Source organism: Hydrogenophaga sp. (assembly GCF_051858985.1).
GTDB lineage: Bacteria > Pseudomonadota > Gammaproteobacteria > Burkholderiales > Burkholderiaceae_C > Hydrogenophaga.
On record NZ_JBHYGM010000003.1, the window covers coordinates 75,721 to 98,593 of the forward strand.

Genomic DNA, 22,873 nt, shown 5'->3' on the forward strand with positions numbered 1-22,873 from the left:
CACGGATTTCTTTTTTCAATGGGGTTTTCTATCCGTTAGGAGAACTCCATGGCAACGCTGGAACTGGTCAGGGAAACCGTATCTAAGGAGCCGCCGCTCGCCAAATCTTTGCTGCAGCGCATTGAAAAAGACTTCAAACCGCGCTGGAACGGTCCATGGGGCGGCAAATTTGTGCTTCACGGTTCCCAGCCGGGTCCCAATGCGGTGCGTCTGGATGGCAACGACTACCTGAGCGTCACCGGCCACCCCGACATCGTGGCGGCCCAGGTGGAGGCCATCACCCGCAGCAGCGAGTTCGTCGTCCAGTCCGGCGTCTTCCTGTTGCAGCAGCACCCCACCCGTGCCCTGGAGATGTCGCTGGCCGACTGGGTGGGCAAGGAAGATGCCTTTGTCTGCCAGTCGGGCTATTCGGCCAATGTCGGCCTGCTGCAGTCCATTGCCGACGCCAATACGCCCGTGTACCTCGATACCCAGGCCCACGCCTCGCTCTGGGAAGGCGCCCACGCCGCACGCGCCCCCGCCCACGCGTTTCGCCACAACGATCCCGCGCACCTGGACAAGATGATGACCAAGAACGGTCCCGGCGTGGTGGTGGTGGACTCGGTCTACAGCACCACCGGCTCCGTGTGCCCGCTGGAGGACATCATCGAAGTCGTGGAAAAGCACGGCAGCATGATCCTGGTCGATGAGTCCCATTCGCTGGGTACCCACGGCCCGTCCGGGGCCGGTCTTTGCGCCGAACTCGGCCTCACCGATCGCGTGCACTTCATCTCGGCCAGCCTGGCCAAGTCGGTCGCCGGTCGTGCGGGTTTCTTCACTGCGCCGGCCAGCATGCGCTACTACATCCTGAGCTCGAGCTTCCCCAACATCTTCAGTTCCTGCCTGCTGCCCCATGAGATCGCCGGCCTCCGCGCCACCGTGGAAGTGCTGCGCAAAGCTGATGCGGAGCGCGCGCGCCTCAAGGTCATCACCGCCCGCGTGCGCGACACCCTCAGCGGCCTGGGATACCCCATCCACCACGGCACCGAGCAGATCATTGCGCTGGAGGCCGGCACCGAGCCCGACACCATGCGCCTGCGCGACGAGCTCGAAACGCGCGGCGTCTTTGGTGCGATCTTCTGTGCGCCCGCCACCAGCAGCAAGCGCGCCCTGGTGCGCCTGACGCTCAATGCGGCGCTCACCGAGGCCGAACTGCTGCACCTGGAAGCGGTGGCGCGCGAAGTCGCCCCGATCGTCAAGCCCTGGGACTGGCCATGTGCCCGCCGCGCCCGCGCCCAGGCCGGTCCACTGGAAATGGCCGCTTAGTTGTCGTGCACGGCCCGCCCGCCCTGGGCTTCCAGAAAATGCCGGTAGGCATAGATGGGCTGGGGCAGGTCGTCGGCATTCAGTGAGAACACCGCGGCGGTGAGCACGCCGTCGTCGCCAATGGGGAACGACACCGCAGTGCGCACCGGGCCGCGCAAGCCCATCTGCTGGTGAAGCTCGACGGCCGCCAGGCGCTGCCCGGCGCGCACCGCTCGCACCGCGTCAAAACCCAGCCCGGCCGATCCCGCCAGCTCGGCGAGATCCGGCAGGCTGGACGTGGGCTCCAGCTGCAGCCAGTGGCACTGGCCAGAGGCATCGAGGCCGATCAGACCGAACGGCTCACCCAGCACCACGTACTCCACCCAGTGCTGCTCCGTGTAGGTGCGCAGCGCCTGAGCCACCGAAGGAATCTGGAGCATCGACTGTTGCGCAGGCCGAAGCGCGGCCCGCCACAAGGTGTTCAGCCGGGGATGTGGTGTTTGCGACAGCTTGCGCAGCACACCCAGCAAATGGCGCGTGATGTCAGTGGTCTGCTTGGGCACGAACTGGTCGATGAGGCCGTTGTTGAAGGCCTGGATGGCGATCTGCTCGTCGGCCTGCCCGGTTAGCAGGACGCGCGAGCCCGGCCAGTCCAGCAGGGTGTTGAGCACCTTGAGCCCGTCGGTGCCAGGCATGGCGTAGTCGACCACGCAAGTCTGCGCCAGTTCGTAGCGCGAGGCGTTGATGGCCCAGTAGCGCAGCACCTGCGGCAACAGCGGCTGGCCCTGGCGCCAGCGCTCGATCATCTGCAGCTGCGCCATGGCATCGGCTTCCCATCGCGCGGGCTCGTTCTGCATGCGGGTAAAGAAGCCCGAAGGCCGGGAAAACAGCTCCACCTGCCAGTGCGCGGGAATGACCATTCCGAGCATTTCCAGGTAGTCGGTGTCGTCGTCCAGGAACAGGATGCCTCCCGGTCGGTGGAAAAGGGAAATGGTGAGTGCCATGTTGTCTTCAGCCTGGTGCAACCTCGGTCGGGTCGGCGGGGTTGTTGAGCGGCAGGTCGATCATGAAGACCGCGCCGAGCCCGGGTTCTGAGTGCACGCTGAGTCGGCCGTGCGCTGCTTCGACCACGTTCTTGCAGAACGTCAGGCCCAGACCGTTGCCGGCGCCGGCCTGGGTCGAGAAAAAGGGTTCGAAGATCCGCTGCTGTTGCTCGTGCGTGATGCCGATGCCGTCGTCCGACACAGCGATGCGCCCTTTGCCATGGTGGATGCCGACGTCCACACGCAGGTCGCCCGGACTGGGCGCGTTGCTCGCCGCCGCCAGCGCATGCAGCGCGTTCTTCATCAGGTTGGTCAGCACTTGGGCAAACAGGGGGCGCGAGGCGAGAAAACAGAAGTCGTGCTGGATGTGGACCTGCACGCAATCGCGCTCGCGCGACGAGCGGTAGGGATACTGGCTCACCACTTCCTGCACAAGCTCGGCCGCCATGATGGGGGACTGCTCGCGCGGCAGGCGCATCAGTTGCGCGTTGGAGATCTGCGTGTCGATCTGGCGGTTCATGCTGCGCACGAGGTTCTGCAGGCGCGTGGCCAGTTCCTCCAGCTTCTTGCGCTTGGCTTCAGGTACCTCGTGCTGAACCAGGTTGCGCAGCACATCGCCCATGAGGTTGACGGTGGCCAGTGGCGTGCGCAGCTCGTGCGCCATGACGCCCATGGTGCTGAGCGTGTTGAGCAACCGCGCTCGCCGCAGGTTGGCGCTGGAGAAACCCAGCATCAGGCCCATCAGCCACGCGAACACGATCACCACCGCGTTGGCCAGGGGTTGCTCGATGGTGTGCGTGGAGCCGCTGAGCAGCTCGGCAGAGAGCCACCCCGCCGTGCCGCCAGAGATGAGCCCGATCGTGGCGAGTCGCCAGTCGGTGGCGTGGTAATAGATCAGGATCATGGCGGCCACGCTGGCCACCCAGGCCGCATTGCCGCCGTTCATCCAGTACATCCAGGTGAAGAACCAGGGCAACTGGATCCAGGTGGCGATGGTGAACAGCCGGCCGCTTTCGGTGGACGTGGGGTCCTTGCTGGTCTTGGGCAGCACATAGATGAGTGCCAGGAACGCCATCAGCAAGCGAGCCCACACGTTTTCATAAGGCTGCGGAACCCAGTGGCCCCAGATGCCGTAGATGATGAGGTGGCCGGTGAACGTGAATGCGCCAATCCACAACAACCGATTCCTGGAAGGGTGCAGAATAGGCTCCATGGGGGCGTGGACGACTTCGTCCAGCAGCCACCGCCAGAGTCGGGCTCTGGCGCTGACCATCCACAACCGGTCCAAAGACAATATGCACTCCTTCGTTCGTCGGACACCTGCCGCGTATGACAACTCCCATCCTGACCCAGATGGCATTGTCTATGCAACAGGGTGTTGCAAACCATGACCTTGCCTGTCAACTTTGACAGTGTGGGCCTGGACGGCATTCTGGCCGACTGGTTGTGCGCGCTTCGCGAGCAGGGTGTGGAAGCGGTGCTGGTGCTCGGGCCCGATCCACTCGGTGGACGTGACCAGCGCGACGTGCTGGCGGTGCACCCGCCGCGCTTGCTCGGACCTGCTCAGGCGTTGGCCGAAAGCCTGGACTTCGGCGCTGGCTGGCGCGACAGCGATGCGCCGCTGGTGGCCTGGCAGGACATCTCCAAATCGGCTTTCGAACAATCCAGCCGCTGGCGGCGCCTGTGGCTGGCGCACGGCTACCAGACCTTGGTCCGGGTCGCGTTCAGCCTGCCCGCGGGCCGCGCCTTCGAGTGCTTCATGTTCAGCCCGCGTGCGTTCGCAGACCGTTCCGAGGCTGCCGCGCTGGCCTGGTCGGCCTTCAATGTGTGGCCGATGCTGCGGCGATCGATCGCCGAGCAGCGGGTGGCGCTGAGCCCTCGCGAACTGGAAAGTCTCAACCTCGCCTTCGAAGGGCTCACCGCTCGGGAAACTGCGCAGCGCATGGATTGCTCCGAGCGCACGGTGAACTACCACCTGGCCAATGCCATGGCCAAGCTGCAGACGGACAACAAGCTGGCGGCCGTCCAGCGGGCCTGCTGGATCGGCCTGATCTAGGCCCCCCGCGCTCCACCGCTGCGCGGGTCGCTGCCCCCCGTGGGCCTGATCCGGCTTGGGGCGGCCCGGGGCCGCATCGTCAACGCCACGTGCTGCACCGCATCAAAGGTGCCGCCGGCCCATGGTCATAATCCGCGCATGACTTTTCTGGCCCTCGACGTAGGGAACACCCGTCTCAAGTGGGCCCTGTACGACGCTCCGCGCGTGGGGGCCGCCCTGCTGGCCAGTGGCGCGCAGTTCCTCGAAAACATCGAATCCCTGCAGGAAGGCGACTGGCACGACCTGCCCGCGCCCGACAAGGTGCTGGGCTGTGTGGTGGCCGGTGATGCGGTCAAGCGGCGGGTGGAAGAGCAGCTCGAGCTGTGGGACGTGGTGCCGCAGTGGGTGGTCTCGAGCAGCGCCGAGGCGGGGCTGACGAATGGCTATGACCATCCGGCCCGGTTGGGCTCCGACCGCTGGGTCGCCATGATCGGTGCACGCCAGCGTCTGCTGGCCAGAGGCCTTCGCCGTCCGTGCATTGTGGTGATGGTGGGCACGGCCGTGACGGTGGAGGCCATCGACACCGAGGGGCGTTTTCTGGGTGGCATCATCCTGCCGGGACACGGCATCATGCTGCGCGCGCTCGAGTCCGGCACCGCCGGACTGCATGTGCCCACTGGCGAAGTCTGCGACTTCCCCACCAACACCAGCGACGCGCTCACCAGCGGAGGCACCTTCGCCATTGCCGGCGCCGTGGAGCGCATGGCCGACAACCTTCGCCGGCACTGCGGCGAGGAACCGGTCTGCTTCATGACCGGCGGCGCCGGCTGGAAGATGGCACCCAGCATGTCCACGCCGGTGGAGCTGGTGGAGAGCCTGATCTTCGACGGCTTGCTGGAAATTGCGGATCGCCGGCTGGCGATGGCCTGAAGGGTCAGGCCTTGGCCCGTGCCTCCCCCCAAGGGAGCATGAGGGTGAGCGTGAGCAAGCGTGAAAACTCCGGTTCGAACTGGTCAATGATCTTCTGCGGGTCCGGGCACAGGGTGGTGTCGGCGATCACGCCGAACTGCACGCCGCCGCCGTAACTCAGGATCGATACGCCAAGTCCCACGGTGCCGGTTTGTGGCACCCAGAACATCGTCTGCTCCAGGGTGGCGCCGCACACCTTCAGCTTGGTCGCCGGCCCAGGCACGTTGGTCATGACCGCCGTTGTCTTGCGCCCAAACAGGCTGAGCATGGCTTCCTGCGCGGGCTTGATCATCAGCCCGGCCACCGACAGCAAGCCGAAGGTCAGCAGGGGCTGAAGGCTGCCCTTGAGGTTGTTCATGCGTGAGCGCACGGTGAACACGCGCTCGATCGGATTGTCGAGCCCGATCGGGAGCACCAGCGGCACGAGGCCGAAGCGGTTGCCCAGTTTCCACGCGTCTTCCATGGGGCGAAGGTTGATCGGCACCATGGCGCGAATTTCCTTGCCCTGGATGTCGTCGCCCAGGCTGCGCAGATACGCGCCGATGGCACCGGCCACACAAGCCAGCAGCACGTCGTTGACCGAGCTGTTCAGCGCCTTGCCGATGGCCTTGACCTCATCCAGCGGAATGGGCTGGCACCAGGCCACGCGCTTGGCGGTGCCAGGCTGGCCCTTCAGGCGCGTGGGGGAGTCGTCGGGCATCAGGGCGAGCGCCGCCAGGTCGCTGGCGAGCTGGCCGCCCATGCGCGCCAGATCCATGGCCTGCCCCAGCGTGCTGCCCAGGCTTTGCTGTGGCGCGGCCAGCATGGAGAGCGATCTCGCGGCCCCGCCGCCCGCGGCTTCCAGGGCTTTGGCGGTGATGTCGCCAAAAGGCCGAATCAGGGTGTCGGCCAGCCAGTCCTCGGCACCGTTCAGGCCTGCCTTGCGCGACCGGCTCTGGCGCTGCGGCGGTGCGCCTCCGCCATCGACCAGGCTCATCATCACGCTGATCAGCGCGATGCCGTCGGCGATGCAGTGGTGGATGCGTGCAATCAGCGCCGATCCACCGCCGTATTGCTCGATGAGTTCAAAACGCCAGAGTGGGTGATCGTGGTCCAGCGGCTGCATGGCGAGTTCGGCCACGCGCTCCTGCAGGGCTTCCTGTTCGCTCTGTCCCCGTTTGCGCTTGAGCGCGCGAGTGACCACATGGCGTTCGAGTTGAAAGTCGGTGTCGTCCGACCAGTGCGCGCCTGCAGCGTCCTCGCGCGCCACCTGCACAAAACGCCGGTAGGGCAGGAGCCGCTCGCGCACGCGCTCGGCCAGCGCGGCATGGTCGATGCCCGGGCGCAGGATCCAAACGCCCACGATCATCATGAGGTTGGAGGGTGAGTCCATGCGCAGCCAGGCGGTGTCCACCTTGCTCATGCGCTCACCTTCCAGGCCCAGCGTGGTGGCCAGGGTCTGCTTGACCAGCGGCAATGGGCTGGAGCGGATCGGGCGAGCCGCGCTCGTGCGCTCGTCAGCGCCGCTTCGGGCGGCAACGCGTTGAACCATGGATGCTCCTCGGGTGCGAGAACCGGTCGATGCAAACCGGCGCCGCTGGTCTTGGGGTTGTGGGGCTATTGTGCAGACAGCTCAAACCGTAAGATAGCGGGACACCCCTAAGCCCGGCCGGTTCGAGCCGGGCGTTTCATGCCAACCAGGAGCAACCTACATGGCCGATCTCAAGTCCCGTTTCGACGCCGCCGTGGCGAATTCCAAGAACCTGAGCGAGCGGCCGGACAACGCCACGCTGCTGAAGATCTATGCGCTGTACAAGCAGGCAACCGCAGGCGACAACGCCGAGAAGAAGCCAGGTTTTGGCGACATGGTCGGCCGTGCGAAATGGGACGCCTGGAACGGACTGAAGGGAGCGTCGGGAGACGACGCCATGCAGCAGTATGTCGATCTCATCGAGAGTCTGAGCTGAGCTTGCGCGCTCGGACTCAGGGCCGGCTTTTCAGCCGGCTTTTTTCTTTTTGGCCGCGGGTTTCTTCTTCGCCAGCAGATCGTCCAGGTTTTTCACGATCTCGCCTTCGATGCGGTCCTTGAAGGCGCCCAGGAGGAAACCGAGCCGGGCATCGAGTTCGAAACGCTCTGCCGACACCTTGAGCGTGCCGCTCACGCCCGAGCGGGTGAACTGCACTTCGTCACAGTCATCGCCTTCTTCGTACGTGCAGCTCATGTCGAACTCGTTTTCGGCCTGCTCGGCCCAGCGCCAGGCCAGCTTGCGCGCGCCCGCCAGACCCAGCTGGTGATCGCGCTCGATGTGGATGTCTGCCATGGTGGTCTCGTCCTTCTTGATTCAGGGTCTTGCGCTGGTGCCACTGGCCACCGCGGTGCCGGCGAGGCCGTGCAGGGCCTTGTGGCGTTCTTCCTTGGGGAGTTCAGCCAGCGCACGCACCGCATCATAGAACCGCGCATAGTCGCGGTCTTCGCGTTCGAACAGGGTCATGAAGCCCGGAACCAGTTCGTCGTACGCAGCCTGCGCGGCGAAGCTGGCGTTGTTGGCGCGGGCCACGAAGCCGTCGTACCCGGCAAAGCCATTCCACTGGCTGCGCAGTCCAGCGTACTCGCGTCGGAAGTCTTCCATGACCACTGCCTTGCGCTGGAGCTTGGTGGCGTCGTCGAGCGAGGGGTCGCGGTAGAGCGTCTGCAGGCGCAGGCGCACCGTACCGGTGAGGGCGCGGAAGGCGCGGCGGCGTTCGTCGAAGCGGGCGTACTCGGCCTGGGCCTGCGGGAGCGCTCGGGTCTGCAGCCAACGCGTACCGCCCAGTCGCTCGACAGCGGTGGCGAAGGACTCGTTGAACACGGTGTCGTTGCGCACGTAGACAACCTGGTGCGCGAGTTCGTGGAACACCAGGCGCGCGAGTTCGCCTTCCGGATAGCCGATGAAGGTGTTGAGCAGCGGATCACCCCCGGCCCAGTTCATCCAGCCCAGCGTGGAGTAGGCCGGCACCGGGTACACGTTCACCTCCAGCGAAGCGTCCAGGCTGCGGCCGAAGGCCTGCGCATCGTCTTCGCTGAAATACCCGCGGTAGCCCACGCAGCCGGCCACCGGAAAGCACCAGGTCTGCAACGTGAGCGAGAGCGCGGGCGCGGCCACCACGTTGTAGACGACCGCGCGGCGCTGGAGGTCGGCGTAGCGGTGGTAGCTGGCGTTGTCCGGCAAGGCGAGATCGGTCACCGCAAAGTTGCGGATGCGCTGGGCCAGCGCCAGGCGGTCCTTGAGCGCAGAAGGCGTTTGAGGGTCGCTCAGCCACTGGTCCACCGGGCGCGCAGCCTGCATCAGCCGCAGATGTCCTGTGACGGACTGCCAGTAGTAGCCCACGCCCGTGGTGCTTGCACAGCCTGCGCCCAGCAGCGCCAGCATGATCAAGGCCAGGCGCGCGCGCATCACCCCGCCGCCGGCACGCCGGCCACCTCGACCAGGCAGTCGTAGAACACCGGACCGCGGCCCATGTCGGTGAGTCGCTGGCTGGTGACCTGATTGACGTTGGTGCCATCCAGACCCAGCTTGCGCCACCAGATGCCCAGGCCGTTGACCACACCTGGCCGCGCGCGGTGCGACACACGGGCCTTGCAACGGTATTCACCCCGGTCATTGAACACCCGCACCACCTGTCCACTTTGAATGCCACGCGGTTCGGCGTCGTCGGCGTGGATCTCCAGTACAGGCTCGCCCTCGATGTCGCGCAGGCTCTGCACGTTGACGAAGGTGGAGTTGAGGAAATTGCGCGCGGGCGGCGAGATCATGGCCAGCGGGTAGTACGCGGAACTGCCTGGCGTCTCGAAGTTGGGCAGGTGGTCGGGCAGCCCGTCCTGACCTTGCGCAGCCAGTCGGGCGCTGTGGAACTCGCAACGCCCCGATGGGGTGGAAAAGCCGCCCTGCGCAAACGGTGCCTCGGGCAGCGCCAGCGTGGCGAACCCCTGGTCCAGCAACTGCTGGAAGTCCACCGCATCACCAAAAGCGGCGCGGCACAGCGCCAGGTCGTCGTCGGCGAAGCAGGGGTCATCGAAGCCCATGCGGGTGGCCAGCGCGCGAAAGATGTCGGTGTTGGTGCGTGCCTGGCCCGCGGGGGCGATGGCGGGGCGGTTGAGCAGCACGTCGGTATGGCCGTAGCTGGTGTGGATGTCCCAGTGCTCGAGCTGCGTGGTGGCAGGCAGGACGTAGTCGGCGTGGTCGGCGGTGTCGGTCTGGAAATGTTCCAGCACCACGGTGAAGAGGTCTTCGCGCAGGAAGCCCTGCACCACCTTGCCCGAATCGGGTGCCACCGCCACCGGGTTGCTGTTGTAGACCACCAGCGCTTCGATCTTCGGACCAAACTCTGGCGAAGATTCGCGCAACAGATCGTCACCGATGGTGATCATGTTGATGGTGCGGGGGCGGTGGGTGCCCAGCAGGTCAGGGCGCTGCAAGGCTGCGCGGTCGACCGGGAAGTGCCCCGAAGCCGACAGCAGCAGGCCGCCTGCAGGATCACGCCAGGCGCCGACGAGCGCAGGCAGGCAGGCAATGGCGCGCACCGCGTTGCCGCCGCCGCGAACACGCTGCATGCCGTAGTTCAGCCGGATCGCCGCGGGCTTCGTGGTGCCGTAGTCGCGCGCCAGGTCCACGATCTGCTGCACCGGCACGCCACAGACCTCGGCCGCGCGTTCCGGTGGCCACTGCAGCGCGCGCTCGCGCAGGGCCTCCCAGCCCAGGGTATGGCGCTCGATGTAGTCGTGGTCGAGCCAGCCATGCTGGATCAGCTGGTGCATCACCGCCAGCGCGAGCGCGGCGTCGGTGCCCGGGCGCAGCGCAATGTGCTCGTGGCACTTGTCGGCCGTTTCCGTTCGGCGCGGATCGATGCACACCAGCCGCGCCCCCTCGCGCTTGGCCTGTTGCGCCAGGCGCCAGAAGTGAAGGTTGCTGCCGATGGAGTTGCTGCCCCAGATGAGGATCAGCTTCGACTGCGCAAAATGCTCCACCTTCATGCCGAGCTTGCCGCCCAGCGTCTGCACCAGGGCCTCTCCGCCCGCAGAGGAGCAGATGGTGCGGTCCAGGAACGAGGCACCAAGCCGGTGGAAAAAACGCGCCGCCATGGCTTCGCCCTGAACCTGGCCCATGGTGCCGGCGTAGCTGTAGGGCACGACGGCCTGCGGGCTGCGCGCTGCGATGTCCTTGAGTCGATGGGCGATGTCGTCCAGCGCCGTGTCCCAGTCCACCGGTTCGAACTGGCCGCTGCCTTTGGGGCCGCTGCGGCGCAACGGTTGCAACAGGCGATCGGGGTGGTAGGTGCGCTCGGTGTAGCGCGAGACCTTGGTGCACAGCGCCCCGTCGGTGTGCCGATGAGACGGGTTGCCCTGCACGCGCGTGGCCACACCGTTCTCCACCGTGGTGATGAATGAGCAGGTGTCGGGGCAGTCGTGCGGACATGCGCCGCGCACTTGCACAGCGGTTTCGTCAGCGGTCGCGATGTTCATGGTCTTGGGGTCTGGTGGGGGTCTGAAGCAGATGATACGGACACCTGAAAAGTGACCCAGGCGACGGACGGATTCGTGGCGGGGATGAGCGTAGGCCCTCGCGAGATTTGTGAGAAGAAATACCTTTGCCGATAGGAAGGAAATCGCATACGCTGCCTGTCACCCCATGACAACACGGAGTGACCCGACGATGCGACGCAGAGACTTACTCGGATACGCAGGCCAGCTGGCCGGCCTGCACGCATTGGCCAGTGTGGCGACTTCTGCACATGCCCAGTCGGCGGGCGTGAGCGACAACCGCATCCTGCTCGGCCAGTCCGCGCCCTTCAGCGGCGCGGCCGAACAACTCGGCCTGCAGTTCCATCTGGGCGCTCAGCTTTATTTCGAGGCGCTGAACCAGCGAGGTGGCGTCAATGGCCGGCGCATCGAGCTCAGGCGCCTGGACGATGGCTACGAGCCCGAGCGCTGCGCGGCCAACACGAAACAACTCATCGGCGAAGGCGTGTTCGCGCTGTTCGGCTACATCGGCACGCCCACCAGCGTGGTGGCGTTGCCACTGGCCACCGAGGCCAAGGTGCCGTTCTTCGCGCCCTTCACCGGGGCCGAGGTGCTGCGCGATCCTTTCAACCGTTACGCGATCCACGTGCGCGCGTCGTATTACGACGAGACCGCCTCCATCGTGCGGCAGACCACGTCCACCGGCATCAAGAAGATCGCTGTGTTCTACCAGAACGATGCCTACGGCAAGGCCGGTCTGGAAGGCGTGAGCCGCGCGCTCAAGGCGCTGAACCTGGAGCCAGCGGCGCTGGGGACGGTGGAGCGCAACACGGTCGATGTGGCCAAGGCGGTCAATGACATCATGGCGCAGCGACCCGAGGCGATCGTGCAGATCAGCGCCTACAAGTCGTGCGCTGCCTTCATCCGGGAGGCACGCAAACGCGGCTTCGTGGGCAACTTCTACAACGTCTCTTTCGTCGGCACGCAGGCGTTGCTGGACGAACTGGGGCCGGACGCCAAGGGCGTGGTGGTGAGTCAGGTGATGCCTTTCCCCTACACACCGGTCACCGGCATCTCGGGCGAGTACCTGGCGGCAGTCCGGGCCAAGCAGGGCCGTGCCGCGAACTACTCGGGCATGGAAGGCTTCGTGGCGGCCAAGGTGTTCACCGAAGCGGTCGATCGCGCGGGGCGCAACCTCACGCGCGACGGATTCATCTCCGCCATCCAGAGCATGCGCAACCTGGACATGGGTGGCTTCCCGGTGGATTTCGGACCGAACAAGCACACCGGTTCGAAATTCGTCGAGCTCACACTGCTCACCGAAGACGGGCGCATCCGCCGCTGAAGGCCCCTGCGCCTGGTTGGTTGTCGCGCCTGTGGCGGTCGCGCCGGGCCGTCTTCGCTACCATGGACCCTTTGAAATTCGCAGTGCCCGGCCCGGGCGCGCTCAGAGGTGCCCATGAAACTGATCGACTCCATCCTGACCCAGGCCGCCGGCATTGCCGCCGTGCGCCGTGACATCCACGCCCACCCCGAACTGTGCTTCGAGGAGGTGCGCACCGCCGACGTGGTGGCGCAGAAGCTGACAGATTGGGGCATTCCCGTGCACCGCGGCATGGGCACCACGGGCGTCGTGGGCATCGTGCACGGCCGCGACGGCGGCGCCTGTGGCCGAGCCATCGGCCTGCGCGCCGACATGGACGCCCTGCCCATGCAGGAGTACAACACCTTCCAGCACGCCAGCCAGCACGCCGGGAAAATGCACGCCTGCGGACACGACGGGCACACCGCCATGCTGCTCGCCGCGGGCCAGCACTTTGCGAAACACCGCAACTTCGACGGTACCGTCTACCTCATCTTTCAGCCGGCGGAAGAGGGTGGCGGCGGCGCCCGCGAAATGATCAAGGACGGTCTGTTCGAGAAATTCCCGGTGGAGGCTGCGTTCGGCATGCACAACTGGCCCGGCATGGCAGTGGGGACCTTCGCCGCCAGCGCCGGTCCGGTCATGGCTTCGAGCAACGAGTTCCACATCACCATTCGCGGCAAGGGGGCGCACGCCGCGCTGCCGCACAACGGCATCGACCCGGTGCCGGTGGCCTGCCAGATGGTCATGGCTTTCCAGACCATCATCTCGCGCAACAAGAAGCCGGTGGATGCCGGCGTGGTGTCCGTCACCATGATCCACACCGGCGAGGCCACCAACGTGGTGCCCGACAGTTGCGAGATCCAGGGCACCGTGCGCACCTTCACCTACGAGGTGCTCGACCTGATCGAACGGCGCATGCAGGAAATTGCCGAGCACACCTGCGCCGCTTTCGGTGCCACGGTGGAATTCAAGTTCAAGCGCAATTACCCGCCCACCATCAACCACGCCGCCGAGACCGCATTTGCCCGCGAAGTGATGGCCGAGATCGTGGGTGCCGACCGTGTGGTGGAGCAGGAGCCGACCATGGGCGCGGAAGACTTTGCCTACATGCTGCAGGCTCGCCCGGGCTGCTACGCCTTCATCGCCAATGGCGACGGCGCGCACCGCGAAATGGGGCATGGCGACGGGCCGTGCATGCTGCACAACCCCAGCTACGACTTCAACGACGACCTGATTCCGCTGGGTGCCACCTACTGGGTGCGACTGGCTGAAAAGTGGCTGGGCCAGCCACGCACCGGGGGCGCGCAATGATCTCTCCCCAAGCTGCCTTCTCGGCTTCATACGCCAGCGCCCGCATCAAGTTTCTCGAGGGCGCCGCAGCCGCCGGCATGGCCATCACCAGCCACAACCACCCGCTGCCCGGGCGAGATGGTGAAACCCTGGCGATGGATGTGGCGCTGGAAGGCTCGCCCGATGCCGAGCGCCTGCTGGTCGTCAGCAGCGCGTGCCACGGGGTGGAAGGCTACTGCGGCTCCGGTGTGCAGGTGTTCGCCACCCACGACGCCGAATGGCGGGAGCATGCCCGCAACGCTGGCGTGGCCGTGCTCTACATCCATGCGCTCAACCCCCACGGCTTTTCGTGGGTGCGCCGCGTGACGCATGAAAACGTGGACCTGAACCGCAACTTTCAGGACTTCAGCCAGACGCTGCCGAAGAACCCGGCCTACGCCGAAATCCACCACCTGCTGTTGCCCGAGCAGTGGCCTCCGGGTCCGGACAACCAGGCCGCAATCCAGTCCTACATCCAGACGCACGGCCTGCAGCGTTACCAGGCGGCGGTGTCGCAAGGTCAGCACGCTCACGCTGATGGCTTGTTCTTTGGTGGCACGTCCCCCACCTGGAGCAACCAGACGCTGCGCCAGGTGCTGCGCCAGCACGGGCGACGCGCGAAGCATCTGGCGTGGATCGATCTGCACACCGGGTTGGGCGAGAGCGGCGTGGGCGAACGCATCTGTGCCTGCCGGGATGACAAGGTGGCGCTGGCCCGGGCCCGCGAGTGGTGGGGCGGTGGCGGCAAGACGCCGGTGACATCCATCTACGACGGCTCCTCCACTTCCGCCCTTCTGACCGGGCTGATGTGGAGCGCCGCGTACGAGGAATGCCCGCAGGCCGAATACACCGGCATCGCCATGGAGTACGGAACCGTTCCCATCACCGAGGTGATCGACGCGCTGCGCGCCGATCACTGGCAACACGTGCACCCCGAGGCGCCGGCTGAACTTCGTGCCGCCATCAAGCAGCGCATCCTTGCCGCTTTCTACACCGACACCGACGAGTGGAAGGCGCAGATCGTGGCGCAGGCGCGCCAGTCGATGTTCCAGGCCGTCGACGGCCTGGCCGGTCAGCCTTCCAGCGCGACCCTGGCCGAGGCCACGTAGAGCCGCTCCATCGCGTCCAGCGGCTCCATGGCCGCGGCGCGGTCGAGCAGGGCAGTGGCTTCGGGCAGGCGTTTTTCTCCCTCCAGCATCACCAGCCCGTTGGCGTACTCGGTCAGCGTCACGGCCGAGTCGGGGTTCAGGGCCATGGCCGTTTCGTACAGGCCAAGGCCGGTGACCTTGTTGGCGCCATACGTCATGCCCCCGATGAGGTGGCCCACCTTGTCGATCACCTCCGCGTGAAAGGTGGCCAGCGCGAGGTGGGCGTCCGCGTGGTGAGGACAAAGCTGGATCGTGGTCTCCAGCGCGGTCTTGATGCGCACACCCAGACCCTGGGTGAGGGCCTTGGCCACACTGATGCCCTGGCTGTAGCGACCCAGCGCGTAGGCCTGCCAGAACCACGCTCCCGGATTCGAGGGTTGGCGCTGCTGCTGCTTTTCGGCGCGCGCCGCGGTCTCCAGCAGCAGGTTCTCGCGCGTGGCCTCGCGGCGCTCCACATAGTTGGCATGGATGGCTGTGGCCTTGTTGGCCACGTTCAGACCGGCATCGTCCAGCGCGAGCCCGGCTTCCGCCGCGCGCTGGAACGCGCCGCTGTGGAACAGCATCCAGGCCTGCTGCAGCGCCGGATCGGTGGGCCAGGGTTCGGCGTCGCCCTTGTGCAGACGGCCCCAGAGTGTTTGCAGGCGCTCGATGTCGAAAGGTTTTTCACCGGGTGAGGCGTAGGCGTTCCATTCGGTCATGGTGTCTCCTCAGGGTGGCGAGCCATAGGCGCCGGTGAGCTGCTGAAGGTGCTGCCGCTGCGCCGGTTCCAGGTAGGGCGTGAGCAGGTTGAGCACGTGCCAGGCACCACGCAGCAGGGCTTGTTGTGCATTTTCGGGTTCGAGCGCGTGGCGCGGATCGCGCACGTACTCGAAGCTGAGCCAGTAGGTCAGTACCACCACCATGCTCGTGGCCGTGGGCTCCACGTCGCGGCTGTCGATGTTCACCGCGCCGTGGCGGCTCATGCCGTCAAGCACATGGCGGACGGCGCGCGTCTTGTTTTTCAGCACCGCCTGGAAGCGTGTCTCCAGCAACCGGTTCTTCGACAGCAGGTCGTTCAGGTCGCGGTACAGGAAGCGGTACTGCCAGATCAGCTCGAACAGCGAATGCAGGAAGAACCAGGCGTCTTCCACATTGCGCACACCTTCGCTGGCGCCCAGCAGTTCACCGAGTGCTCGTTCGTAGCGTTCGAAGAGCGAGTTGATCAGCTCGTCCTTGGCGGGGTAGTGGTAGTAGAGGTTGCCAGGGCTGATGCCGAGCTCGGCGGAAATCAGCGTGGTCGATACATTGGGTTCACCGAAGCGGTTGAACAGCTCCAGCGTCACCTCCAGGATGCGCTCGGCGGTGCGTCGGGGGGCTTTCCTGGCCATCGCGGCGCTCAGCGGCTGCGGGCCGGGCCGGGCACAGGACGTGCAGCGCGTTCCAGTTGTTGCTGGAGCTGGTCCAGCGTGGCGTGCAGCCGATTCGCAACGGCCGTGCGGGGCCGTGCGAATCGGTTCTGCAAGAGGTGTCGGCCCGGATCCTGCAGGGCTTCGACGTCCAGCGCCACCCCGTGGCGCGCGAGCATCGGTGCCAGCTCGGGCCGGCGCTCCAGGAGCATGCGCCGCGTTTCCTGGTAGGCATGCTCGGCGATCTCACGTCGCTGGCGGTAGCTGAAGGTGTTGGCGAAGAACAGTGTGGCGTCGCGCTGGTCGGGCTCCAGCAGCACGATGTCGCTGCCTGGGTAGGCGCGTTCGTAGTGTTTCAAGCCCAGCGCCAGGCGAGAGTGGATCATCGAGCGGAAAGTCTGGCTCATCACCGCAGGAAATCCGCCTTCCACCAGCGAAGGGATGCGCCGACCGTCGCGCAGGCTCGGGCTGGTGTGAAACGGCACCAAGGGGTTGAGGCACAGCAGCAGGTCAGCGCCTTCGTCCAGTGCCACGGTGGCGTGCAGGGTCTTCTTCAGTGCGCCGTCCACGTAGTGCTGGCCCCTGATCTCCACCGGCGGGAACAGCCCGGGCAAGGCCGCGCTGGCCTGGATCGCGCGCGAGATCGGCACATGGTCCCAGCCGGGGCGACCAAAGGGCGCGGCTTCGCCGGTATCGAGCTGCGTTGCCACCAGCGTGAGACGGGTGTGCAGTTCGCGGAAGTCGTTGGTGCGGCCAGGCTGGCTGAACAGCCGCTCGATCTGGCGGTGGATGCCTTCGTTGTCCAGCACCCCGGTGGGAAGGGCCGCACCCATGCGCTCGAAGGCGTTGGTGAACGACCTGCCTTGCACCGCCCAATCCCAGGTCGCGTCTCGCAGCAAGCCCGGCAGGCGGCGCAGTCGCGCACCGAACTCGCCCCAGGCGGGCTTGAGCAACCACGACGGATCGAAGTTGTCCTCGCTGGCCCGGTCTTCGATGAAAGCCTCGCAGAGCTGGCGAGGCCGGATGCCGTTGGCGAGGCCCGCGGCGATGAAGCCGCCCGCGGACACGCCCACATAGTGGTCGCAATCGTTAAGATCCAGCCCCAGCAATCCGTCGTCCAGCGCGCACAACGCACCGATTTCGTAGATCGCCCCGAGTGGCCCGCCGCCGGCCAGCGCCAGCGCGATGCGCGGGCGCCCCGTGTTCCGCGTGCTCGGGCTGGAGGAGGCCTTGCGGCCCGGGGTTCGGGACATGCTCATGCAATCGAGTGTAGACGGCGAAGCGCCGATGACGTGCTGCGTTGCAGCATCCGGAGTGGGCGCAAAAAAGGGGCGTCATGCGCCCCTCTGTCTGCGTGCCTTCGATGGCGGCTTCCTGGTCAGGCCGCCTTGGTGCTGCGGCTCGTCTTGCGTGCGGTTTTGGCAGGGGCCTTCTTCGCGGGAGCGGCCTTGCGGGCCGAAGCCCGGGCGGGCGCTTTGGCAGGGGCTTTGGCGCTGAGGCGCTGCACGTGCTGGTTGAGCGCGTCGATGCGTTCGATCAGGGCCTCGACATCACGAGCGGATGGCACGCCCAGCTTGTTCAGTGCCTTGGCCACGCGCTCCTCGAAAATGTTCTCCAGCTTGTCCCACTGGCCAGCCGCCTTGGACGAGATGTCCGTGGCCATGCTGGTCACGCGGCTGGTGGCTTCTGAGATGCGCTCTTCGGCCACGGCCTGCGTCTTGCGCTGGATCGACATGCCTTCCTTGACCAGCGATTCAAAGGCCTTGCCGCCTTCTTCCTGGGCCTTGGAGAAAGCGCCCAGGCCAGCCAGCCAGATCTGTTGCGCGGAGTCCTTGATGGCGCCGGACAGGGGCGAGGCCGACGCGGAAGAAGATGCTTTGCTGCTGCTGCCGGTTTTCTGGATTTTCTTGACCATGGAGGCTCCTGAGAAGAGAAATGAGGGAGAGTGGCTGCGCCACGGCGTTTGACCACTTTACGGTGCGCGCCGTGCGGCTGTGTAGGGGCGCGCGACTAAACAAGCTCCATGTGGGCGGCGCCTCACGCGGGTTTTTGCGGAAGGCAGCGCGCGGTGTCATGGTGAAGAATGGCGGGCTGCCGCTTGCCTCTCACACCGAACCCCTCAACGCCTCAGGAGACCCCCCATGCATTATTTCGTCACCGGTGCCACCGGCTTCATTGGCAAGCGCCTCGTGGGCAAGCTGCTGCAGCGCAAGGGTTCGGTGGTGCACTTCCTCATCCGAAAGGAAAGCGAAGGCAAGGTGGCGGGATTGCGGGAGTACTGGGGCGTGAGCGCCTCGCGCGCGGTGCCCGTGTTTGGCGACCTCACCAGCAAGAAGCTGGGGGTGTCGGCCGAGGACACGAAGGCGCTCAAGGGTCAGATCGATCATTTCCACCACCTGGCGGCCGTGTACGACCTCGAAGCCGATGAGGAAAGCCAGATCGCGGTGAACGTGGACGGCACGCGCAACACGGTGGAGTTCGCCAAGGCGATTGGCGCAGCCCATTTCCACCACGTGTCCTCCATCGCCGCCGCCGGCCTTTACGAAGGCGTGTTCCGCGAAGACATGTTCGAGGAGGCCGAGAACTACGAGCATCCCTACTTCATGACCAAGCACGAGAGCGAGAAGATCGTGCGCGAGGAATGCAAGGTCCCATGGACCGTCTACCGGCCGGCGGCCGTGGTGGGTGATTCGCGCACGGGCGAGATGGACAAGATCGACGGGCCTTACTACTTCTTCAAGCTGATCCAGCGCATGCGCCAGATCCTGCCGCCCTGGATGCCCAGTGTGGGCCTGGAGGGCGGGCGCATCAACATCGTGCCCGTGGATTTCGTGGTCGACGCGCTCGACCACATCAGCCACCAGAAGCGCAGCAGCGGCGCTTGCTTCCACTTGGTCGACCCCATGGGCTACCGCGTGGGCGACGTGCTCGACATCCTCAGCAAGGCAGCGCACGCACCGAAGATGAACCTGTTCGTCAATGCCGCGCTGATGGGCTTCATTCCCAAGAGCGTGAAGAAAGGTCTGATGGCGCTCGCGCCGGTGCGTCGCGTCTACAAGGCCATCATGCAGGACCTCGGGCTGCCCGAGGACATGATGACCTTCGTCAACTACCCCACGCGCTTCGATTGCCGCGAGACCCTCTCGGCGCTCAAGGGCAGCGGCATCGCGTGCCCCAACCTGAAGGACTACGCCTGGCGGCTGTGGGACTACTGGGAGCGCCACCTCGATCCGGACCTGCACATCGACCGCAGCTTGAAGGGCACCGTGGGGGGCAAGGTGGTGCTGGTCACTGGCGGCAGCTCGGGCATTGGTCTGGCGGCGGCACACAAGTTCGCCGAGGCAGGTGCCACCACCATCATCTGCGGACGCGATCAGGACAAGCTGGACGAAGCCTGCAAGGAAGCCAGAGAAAAGGGCTATGAGTTCATCGCCTACCCGGCCGACATCGCCGACATGGCCGATGCCGATCGCTTCGTGCAGGTGCTGATCCAGAACCACGGCGGTGTCGATTTCCTCATCAACAACGCGGGCCGATCGATTCGCCGTGCCATCGAGGGCAGCTACGACCGCTTCCACGATTTCGAGCGCACCATGCAGCTCAACTACTTCGGCTGCCTGCGGGTGACCATGGGCCTGCTGCCGGGCATGGTGGCCAAGCGCAAGGGCCATGTGGTGAACATCAGTTCCATCGGCGTGCTCACCAACGCACCGCGCTTCTCGGCGTATGTGGCGAGCAAGGCGGCACTGGACGCATGGACGCGTTGTGCCAGCAGCGAGTTTGCCGACCAGGGCATCAGCTTCACCACCATCAACATGCCGCTGGTGCGCACGCCGATGATCGCGCCCACCAAGATCTACCAGAACGTGCCCACGCTCGCGCCCGAGGAAGCGGCCGACATGATCGCGCAGGCCTGCATCTTCAAGCCGGTGCGCATTGCCACCCGCCTGGGTGTCACGGGCCAGATGATGCATGCCATGGTGCCGCGCGTGGCGCAGATCGTGATGAACACCAGCTTCCGCATGTTCCCGGACTCGTCCGCGGCCAAGGGTGAAAAGGGTGCGAAGCCACAACTCTCCGCAGAGGCGGTGGCGATGCAGCAGATGATGCGCGGAATTCATTTCTGACCGGGGCTGCAGGGCGGGCGCCTAGAATTTCCACTTTGCCCGCCTTTGCAGGACCCCGCATGACCACGCCCGCCGACATCACCTCCATTCCCCCGCGCGACAAGGCCGAGATCCTTGCGCAGGCGCTGCCGTACATCCGCAAGTACCACGGCAAAACCATGGTCATCAAGTACGGTGGCAACGCCATGACCGACCCGGCGCTGCAGCAGGACTTCGCGGAAGACGTGGTGCTGCTCAAGCTGGTCGGCATCAACCCTGTGGTGGTGCATGGCGGTGGCCCGCAGATCGAAACGCTGCTCAAGCGGCTGGGCAAGCAGGGCCAGTTCATCCAGGGCATGCGCGTCACGGACCCGGAAACCATGGAGGTGGTGGAATGGGTGCTGGCTGGCGAAGTGCAGCAGGACATCGTGGGCCTGATCAACCAGGCCGGGGGCAAGGCCGTGGGCCTGACCGGGCGCGACGGCGCCATGATCCGCGCGCGCAAGTTGCGCATGACCGACCAGAAGGACCCGAGCCTGGAGCACGACGTGGGACAGGTGGGCGACATAGAAAGCATCGACCCGGCGGTGGTGAAGGCCCTCCAGGACGACCAGTTCATCCCGGTGGTGAGCCCCATCGGCTTTGGCGAACAGAACGAGAGCTACAACATCAATGCCGATGTGGTGGCCGCCAAGCTCGCCACGGTGCTGCAGGCCGAGAAGCTGCTCATGCTCACCAACATCCGCGGCGTGCTCGACAAGGACGGGCAACTGTTGACCGAACTCACGCCGCGACGCATCGATGAACTGGTGGAAGACGGCACGATATCCGGCGGCATGATCCCCAAGATCGCTGGCGCGCTGGACGCGGCCAAGAGCGGCGTGAATGCGGTGCACATCATCGATGGCCGCGTTCCCCACGCCCTGTTGCTCGAAGTGCTCGGCAACGAGCCCTTCGGCACCATGATCAAGTCGCATTGACACGGTGGAGGCGGTCACTCACTGACCGCAGGTGGCGCGGCTGTGCTGAGCACGCTGCGCCGCGGGCCTGTGCGAGAATCGCCCAGCGGAAGACAAACCAGGGCCGGGTACACGGTCCCGCAGCTCATCACGAACGGATCGATCACCCATGACCTCCAACGTCCCTGAGTCCCCGTCCCCTGCCGATGATGCGGCACAGGAAGCAGCCAATGCCATCGAGGCTGCAGCCCACCCGGACGGTGCCGGACGCAAACGGCCCAAGCCCGGCGAACGCCGTGTGCAGATTCTGCAGGCACTGGCCACCATGCTGGAGCAGCCGGGCGCCGAACGCATCACCACCGCCGCACTGGCCGCCCGACTCGACGTCAGCGAGGCCGCCCTCTACCGGCACTTCGCGAGCAAGGCCCAGATGTTCGAGGGTCTCATCGAGTTCATCGAGCAGTCGGTGTTCGGCCTGGTCAACCAGCTGGCCGATCGCGAACCCGATGCCAACGCCCGCTCACGCAAGCTGGTCACGCTGCTTCTGCAGTTCGGCGAGAAGAACCCCGGCATGGCGCGCGTCATGGTTGGCGACGCGCTGGTGTTCGAGAACGAGCGCCTGCAGCAGCGTATGAACCTCTTCTTCGACAAGATCGAATCCACCCTGCGCCAGAACCTGCGCGAGACTTCGGTGGTGGCCGGTGCGGCCACGCCCACCGTAGACGCGCAGGCCGATGCGTCGGTCGTCACGTCCTTTTGCGTCGGGCGATTGCAGCGCTTCACGCGCAGCGGCTTCAAGCGCTCGCCGTGCGAGAGCCTCGAACACAGCCTGAACCTGCTGCTGCCCGACGGCAAGCTCTGAAAGTTCGCGCTGGCAGGGCGTGATTTAGGGCGCAGACCCTAAACAATCGTCCCCACAAACACCCTCGGGTTTGCATCAGGGGCTGGTTTTGCGGTAAAAATAGAACGACCGTTCGATTTATTCGAGCGGTTTCTTCTTTTCACCGATCCAGCCCCGAGGACCGAATCCATGAGCGTCACCCCCACCGCCCGCCGCGCGCGCGCCGACGCCTCGGCCGACAAGCCCTTGCAGAAGGGCCAGCAGACCAAGGCCGCCATCGTGGACGCCGCACTCGGCCTGGCCACCCAGATCGGCCTGGAAGGGCTGTCCATCGGTGCGCTGGCCGAGGTCATGCAGATGAGCAAGTCCGGCGTGTTCGCCCACTTCGGCTCGCGCGAGGAACTGCAGATCTCGGTGGTGCGTGAATACCACCGGCGCTTCGAGGAAGAGGTGTTCTACCCGGCGCTGGACACACCGCGTGGCCTTCCGCGACTGCGCAAGCTGTTCGACAACTGGATGAAGCGCACCTCGGTGGAGATCGATTCGGGTTGCATCTACATCAGCGGCGCGGTGGAGTTTGACGACCGGCCCGGACCCGTGCGCGATGCGCTGGCCAGCTCGGTGAACACCTGGCTCACGGCCATGCGCCGGGCCATCGAGATGGCCATCCAGGAAAGCCACCTTGACGCTTCCACCGACGCGGCCCAGATGGCTTTCGAGGTCCATGCCCTGATCCTGGCCCTGCACTACGAAGCGCGCTTCCTGCTGACGCCGGGCTCCGTGCAGCGCGCACTGACCGCGTTCGAAGGCATCGTGCAGCGTTATGGCGGCTTGCCGCCGGTGGACGCCATGAACCGCATATCGCCAGCTGCTGCGCGCCCGCAGCGCTGATCCCGTTTTTTCGCTTTTCACAAACCCAGCACAGGAGTTTC

Annotated in this window: 21 protein-coding genes; 11 read left to right on the forward strand and 10 right to left on the reverse strand. The window is 65.7% G+C overall.

Annotation, left to right across the window (positions count from 1 at the left end; all coding sequences use genetic code 11):
- Nucleotides 1–48: 48 nt before the first annotated feature.
- Nucleotides 49–1,305, forward strand: coding sequence for an alpha-hydroxyketone-type quorum-sensing autoinducer synthase (cqsA, locus tag ACTIEY_RS12805; RefSeq protein ID WP_439519516.1), 1,257 nt, complete (start codon nucleotides 49–51; stop codon nucleotides 1,303–1,305).
- Here the strand turns inward: cqsA and ACTIEY_RS12810 are convergent.
- Nucleotides 1,302–2,288, reverse strand: coding sequence for a response regulator (locus ACTIEY_RS12810; protein ID WP_439519517.1), 987 nt, complete (start codon nucleotides 2,286–2,288; stop codon nucleotides 1,302–1,304). The two genes, cqsA and ACTIEY_RS12810, sit on opposite strands and share 4 nt — an antisense overlap.
- 7 nt (nucleotides 2,289–2,295) lie before the next feature.
- Entirely contained in the window at nucleotides 2,296–3,504 is a 1,209-nt protein-coding gene (locus tag ACTIEY_RS12815) for a sensor histidine kinase (RefSeq protein ID WP_439519518.1), read from the reverse strand.
- Between the two features lie 210 nt (nucleotides 3,505–3,714).
- Here ACTIEY_RS12815 and ACTIEY_RS12820 point away from each other — a divergent pair, with 210 nt between their 5' ends.
- Nucleotides 3,715–4,383: a helix-turn-helix domain-containing protein gene (locus tag ACTIEY_RS12820; protein WP_439519519.1), complete on the forward strand. Its 669-nt coding sequence runs from the start codon at nucleotides 3,715–3,717 to the stop codon at nucleotides 4,381–4,383.
- A gap of 138 nt (nucleotides 4,384–4,521) precedes the next feature.
- Nucleotides 4,522–5,292, forward strand: coding sequence for a type III pantothenate kinase (locus ACTIEY_RS12825; protein ID WP_439519520.1), 771 nt, complete (start codon nucleotides 4,522–4,524; stop codon nucleotides 5,290–5,292).
- 4 nt (nucleotides 5,293–5,296) lie between these two features.
- Here ACTIEY_RS12825 and ACTIEY_RS12830 read toward each other — a convergent pair whose 3' ends face one another.
- Complete coding sequence (locus ACTIEY_RS12830; RefSeq protein WP_439519521.1) at nucleotides 5,297–6,862, reverse strand: wax ester/triacylglycerol synthase family O-acyltransferase; 1,566 nt, start codon at nucleotides 6,860–6,862, stop codon at nucleotides 5,297–5,299.
- A gap of 160 nt (nucleotides 6,863–7,022) precedes the next feature.
- Here ACTIEY_RS12830 and ACTIEY_RS12835 point away from each other — a divergent pair, with 160 nt between their 5' ends.
- Entirely contained in the window at nucleotides 7,023–7,277 is a 255-nt protein-coding gene (locus ACTIEY_RS12835; RefSeq protein ID WP_439519522.1) for an acyl-CoA-binding protein, read from the forward strand.
- 30 nt (nucleotides 7,278–7,307) lie between these two features.
- Here the strand turns inward: ACTIEY_RS12835 and ACTIEY_RS12840 are convergent, their stop codons facing one another.
- Genes ACTIEY_RS12840 through ACTIEY_RS12850 form a run of 3 tightly spaced genes read right to left on the reverse strand, consistent with a single transcriptional unit; the run spans nucleotide 7,308 to nucleotide 10,810 of the window.
- Complete coding sequence (locus tag ACTIEY_RS12840; protein WP_439519523.1) at nucleotides 7,308–7,631, reverse strand: polyhydroxyalkanoic acid system family protein; 324 nt, start codon at nucleotides 7,629–7,631, stop codon at nucleotides 7,308–7,310.
- Between the two features lie 21 nt (nucleotides 7,632–7,652).
- Nucleotides 7,653–8,744, reverse strand: coding sequence for an aminopeptidase (locus ACTIEY_RS12845; protein WP_439519524.1), 1,092 nt, complete (start codon nucleotides 8,742–8,744; stop codon nucleotides 7,653–7,655).
- The gene (locus ACTIEY_RS12850) at nucleotides 8,744–10,810 is read right to left on the reverse strand and encodes a molybdopterin-containing oxidoreductase family protein (protein ID WP_439519525.1); all 2,067 of its coding nucleotides are present in this window, start codon (nucleotides 10,808–10,810) and stop codon (nucleotides 8,744–8,746) included. Before ACTIEY_RS12850 ends, ACTIEY_RS12845 begins: the two co-directional genes overlap by 1 nt.
- Before the next feature lie 190 nt (nucleotides 10,811–11,000).
- Between ACTIEY_RS12850 and ACTIEY_RS12855 the strand changes: the two genes are divergently transcribed.
- The 3 genes from ACTIEY_RS12855 (at nucleotide 11,001) to ACTIEY_RS12865 (ending at nucleotide 14,611) form a co-directional block, all read left to right on the forward strand.
- A complete protein-coding gene (locus tag ACTIEY_RS12855) occupies nucleotides 11,001–12,152 on the forward strand; it encodes an ABC transporter substrate-binding protein (RefSeq protein WP_439519526.1) in 1,152 nt (383 codons plus the stop codon).
- A gap of 114 nt (nucleotides 12,153–12,266) precedes the next feature.
- Complete coding sequence (locus tag ACTIEY_RS12860) at nucleotides 12,267–13,484, forward strand: M20 aminoacylase family protein (protein ID WP_439519527.1); 1,218 nt, start codon at nucleotides 12,267–12,269, stop codon at nucleotides 13,482–13,484.
- The gene (locus ACTIEY_RS12865) at nucleotides 13,481–14,611 is read left to right on the forward strand and encodes a M14 family metallopeptidase (protein ID WP_439519528.1); all 1,131 of its coding nucleotides are present in this window, start codon (nucleotides 13,481–13,483) and stop codon (nucleotides 14,609–14,611) included. Before ACTIEY_RS12860 ends, ACTIEY_RS12865 begins: the two co-directional genes overlap by 4 nt.
- Here the strand turns inward: ACTIEY_RS12865 and ACTIEY_RS12870 are convergent.
- From ACTIEY_RS12870 to ACTIEY_RS12885, 4 genes are all read right to left on the reverse strand, one after another.
- Nucleotides 14,575–15,348, reverse strand: coding sequence for a hypothetical protein (locus ACTIEY_RS12870; RefSeq protein ID WP_439519529.1), 774 nt, complete (start codon nucleotides 15,346–15,348; stop codon nucleotides 14,575–14,577). The genes ACTIEY_RS12865 and ACTIEY_RS12870 overlap by 37 nt on opposite strands.
- A gap of 9 nt (nucleotides 15,349–15,357) precedes the next feature.
- The gene (locus tag ACTIEY_RS12875; protein ID WP_439519530.1) at nucleotides 15,358–16,017 is read right to left on the reverse strand and encodes a TetR/AcrR family transcriptional regulator; all 660 of its coding nucleotides are present in this window, start codon (nucleotides 16,015–16,017) and stop codon (nucleotides 15,358–15,360) included.
- 8 nt (nucleotides 16,018–16,025) lie between these two features.
- Entirely contained in the window at nucleotides 16,026–17,288 is a 1,263-nt protein-coding gene (locus ACTIEY_RS12880; protein ID WP_439519531.1) for a patatin-like phospholipase family protein, read from the reverse strand.
- A 125-nt stretch (nucleotides 17,289–17,413) separates the two neighbouring features.
- Nucleotides 17,414–17,950, reverse strand: a complete 537-nt coding sequence (locus ACTIEY_RS12885; protein ID WP_439519532.1) for a phasin family protein — start codon at nucleotides 17,948–17,950, stop codon at nucleotides 17,414–17,416.
- A 226-nt stretch (nucleotides 17,951–18,176) separates the two neighbouring features.
- Here ACTIEY_RS12885 and ACTIEY_RS12890 point away from each other — a divergent pair, with 226 nt between their 5' ends.
- From ACTIEY_RS12890 to ACTIEY_RS12905, 4 genes are all read left to right on the forward strand, one after another.
- Complete coding sequence (locus ACTIEY_RS12890) at nucleotides 18,177–20,162, forward strand: SDR family oxidoreductase (protein ID WP_439519533.1); 1,986 nt, start codon at nucleotides 18,177–18,179, stop codon at nucleotides 20,160–20,162.
- 59 nt (nucleotides 20,163–20,221) lie between these two features.
- Nucleotides 20,222–21,121: an acetylglutamate kinase gene (gene argB, locus ACTIEY_RS12895; protein ID WP_439519534.1), complete on the forward strand. Its 900-nt coding sequence runs from the start codon at nucleotides 20,222–20,224 to the stop codon at nucleotides 21,119–21,121.
- A 148-nt stretch (nucleotides 21,122–21,269) separates the two neighbouring features.
- Nucleotides 21,270–21,962, forward strand: coding sequence for a nucleoid occlusion factor SlmA (gene slmA, locus ACTIEY_RS12900; RefSeq protein ID WP_439519535.1), 693 nt, complete (start codon nucleotides 21,270–21,272; stop codon nucleotides 21,960–21,962).
- A 168-nt stretch (nucleotides 21,963–22,130) separates the two neighbouring features.
- Nucleotides 22,131–22,832 carry a TetR/AcrR family transcriptional regulator gene (locus ACTIEY_RS12905; RefSeq protein ID WP_439519536.1) on the forward strand — a complete coding sequence of 234 codons (702 nt, stop codon included), beginning with the start codon at nucleotides 22,131–22,133 and terminating at the stop codon, nucleotides 22,830–22,832.
- The last annotated feature ends 41 nt before the right edge of the window (nucleotides 22,833–22,873 follow it).

Bases quoted from the DNA above. Each gene is read 5' to 3' on its own strand.
- cqsA (WP_439519516.1), top strand. From the start codon at position 49: ATGGCAACGCTGGAACTGGTCAGGGAAACCGTATCTAAGGAGCCGCCG.
- ACTIEY_RS12810 (WP_439519517.1), bottom strand. From the start codon at position 2,288: ATGGCACTCACCATTTCCCTTTTCCACCGACCGGGAGGCATCCTGTTC.
- ACTIEY_RS12820 (WP_439519519.1), top strand. From the start codon at position 3,715: ATGACCTTGCCTGTCAACTTTGACAGTGTGGGCCTGGACGGCATTCTG.
- ACTIEY_RS12825 (WP_439519520.1), top strand. From the start codon at position 4,522: ATGACTTTTCTGGCCCTCGACGTAGGGAACACCCGTCTCAAGTGGGCC.
- ACTIEY_RS12830 (WP_439519521.1), bottom strand. From the start codon at position 6,862: ATGGTTCAACGCGTTGCCGCCCGAAGCGGCGCTGACGAGCGCACGAGC.
- ACTIEY_RS12835 (WP_439519522.1), top strand. From the start codon at position 7,023: ATGGCCGATCTCAAGTCCCGTTTCGACGCCGCCGTGGCGAATTCCAAG.
- ACTIEY_RS12840 (WP_439519523.1), bottom strand. From the start codon at position 7,631: ATGGCAGACATCCACATCGAGCGCGATCACCAGCTGGGTCTGGCGGGC.
- ACTIEY_RS12845 (WP_439519524.1), bottom strand. From the start codon at position 8,744: ATGCGCGCGCGCCTGGCCTTGATCATGCTGGCGCTGCTGGGCGCAGGC.
- ACTIEY_RS12850 (WP_439519525.1), bottom strand. From the start codon at position 10,810: ATGAACATCGCGACCGCTGACGAAACCGCTGTGCAAGTGCGCGGCGCA.
- ACTIEY_RS12855 (WP_439519526.1), top strand. From the start codon at position 11,001: ATGCGACGCAGAGACTTACTCGGATACGCAGGCCAGCTGGCCGGCCTG.
- ACTIEY_RS12860 (WP_439519527.1), top strand. From the start codon at position 12,267: ATGAAACTGATCGACTCCATCCTGACCCAGGCCGCCGGCATTGCCGCC.
- ACTIEY_RS12865 (WP_439519528.1), top strand. From the start codon at position 13,481: ATGATCTCTCCCCAAGCTGCCTTCTCGGCTTCATACGCCAGCGCCCGC.
- ACTIEY_RS12870 (WP_439519529.1), bottom strand. From the start codon at position 15,348: ATGACCGAATGGAACGCCTACGCCTCACCCGGTGAAAAACCTTTCGAC.
- ACTIEY_RS12875 (WP_439519530.1), bottom strand. From the start codon at position 16,017: ATGGCCAGGAAAGCCCCCCGACGCACCGCCGAGCGCATCCTGGAGGTG.
- ACTIEY_RS12880 (WP_439519531.1), bottom strand. From the start codon at position 17,288: ATGTCCCGAACCCCGGGCCGCAAGGCCTCCTCCAGCCCGAGCACGCGG.
- ACTIEY_RS12885 (WP_439519532.1), bottom strand. From the start codon at position 17,950: ATGGTCAAGAAAATCCAGAAAACCGGCAGCAGCAGCAAAGCATCTTCT.
- ACTIEY_RS12890 (WP_439519533.1), top strand. From the start codon at position 18,177: ATGCATTATTTCGTCACCGGTGCCACCGGCTTCATTGGCAAGCGCCTC.
- argB (WP_439519534.1), top strand. From the start codon at position 20,222: ATGACCACGCCCGCCGACATCACCTCCATTCCCCCGCGCGACAAGGCC.
- slmA (WP_439519535.1), top strand. From the start codon at position 21,270: ATGACCTCCAACGTCCCTGAGTCCCCGTCCCCTGCCGATGATGCGGCA.
- ACTIEY_RS12905 (WP_439519536.1), top strand. From the start codon at position 22,131: ATGAGCGTCACCCCCACCGCCCGCCGCGCGCGCGCCGACGCCTCGGCC.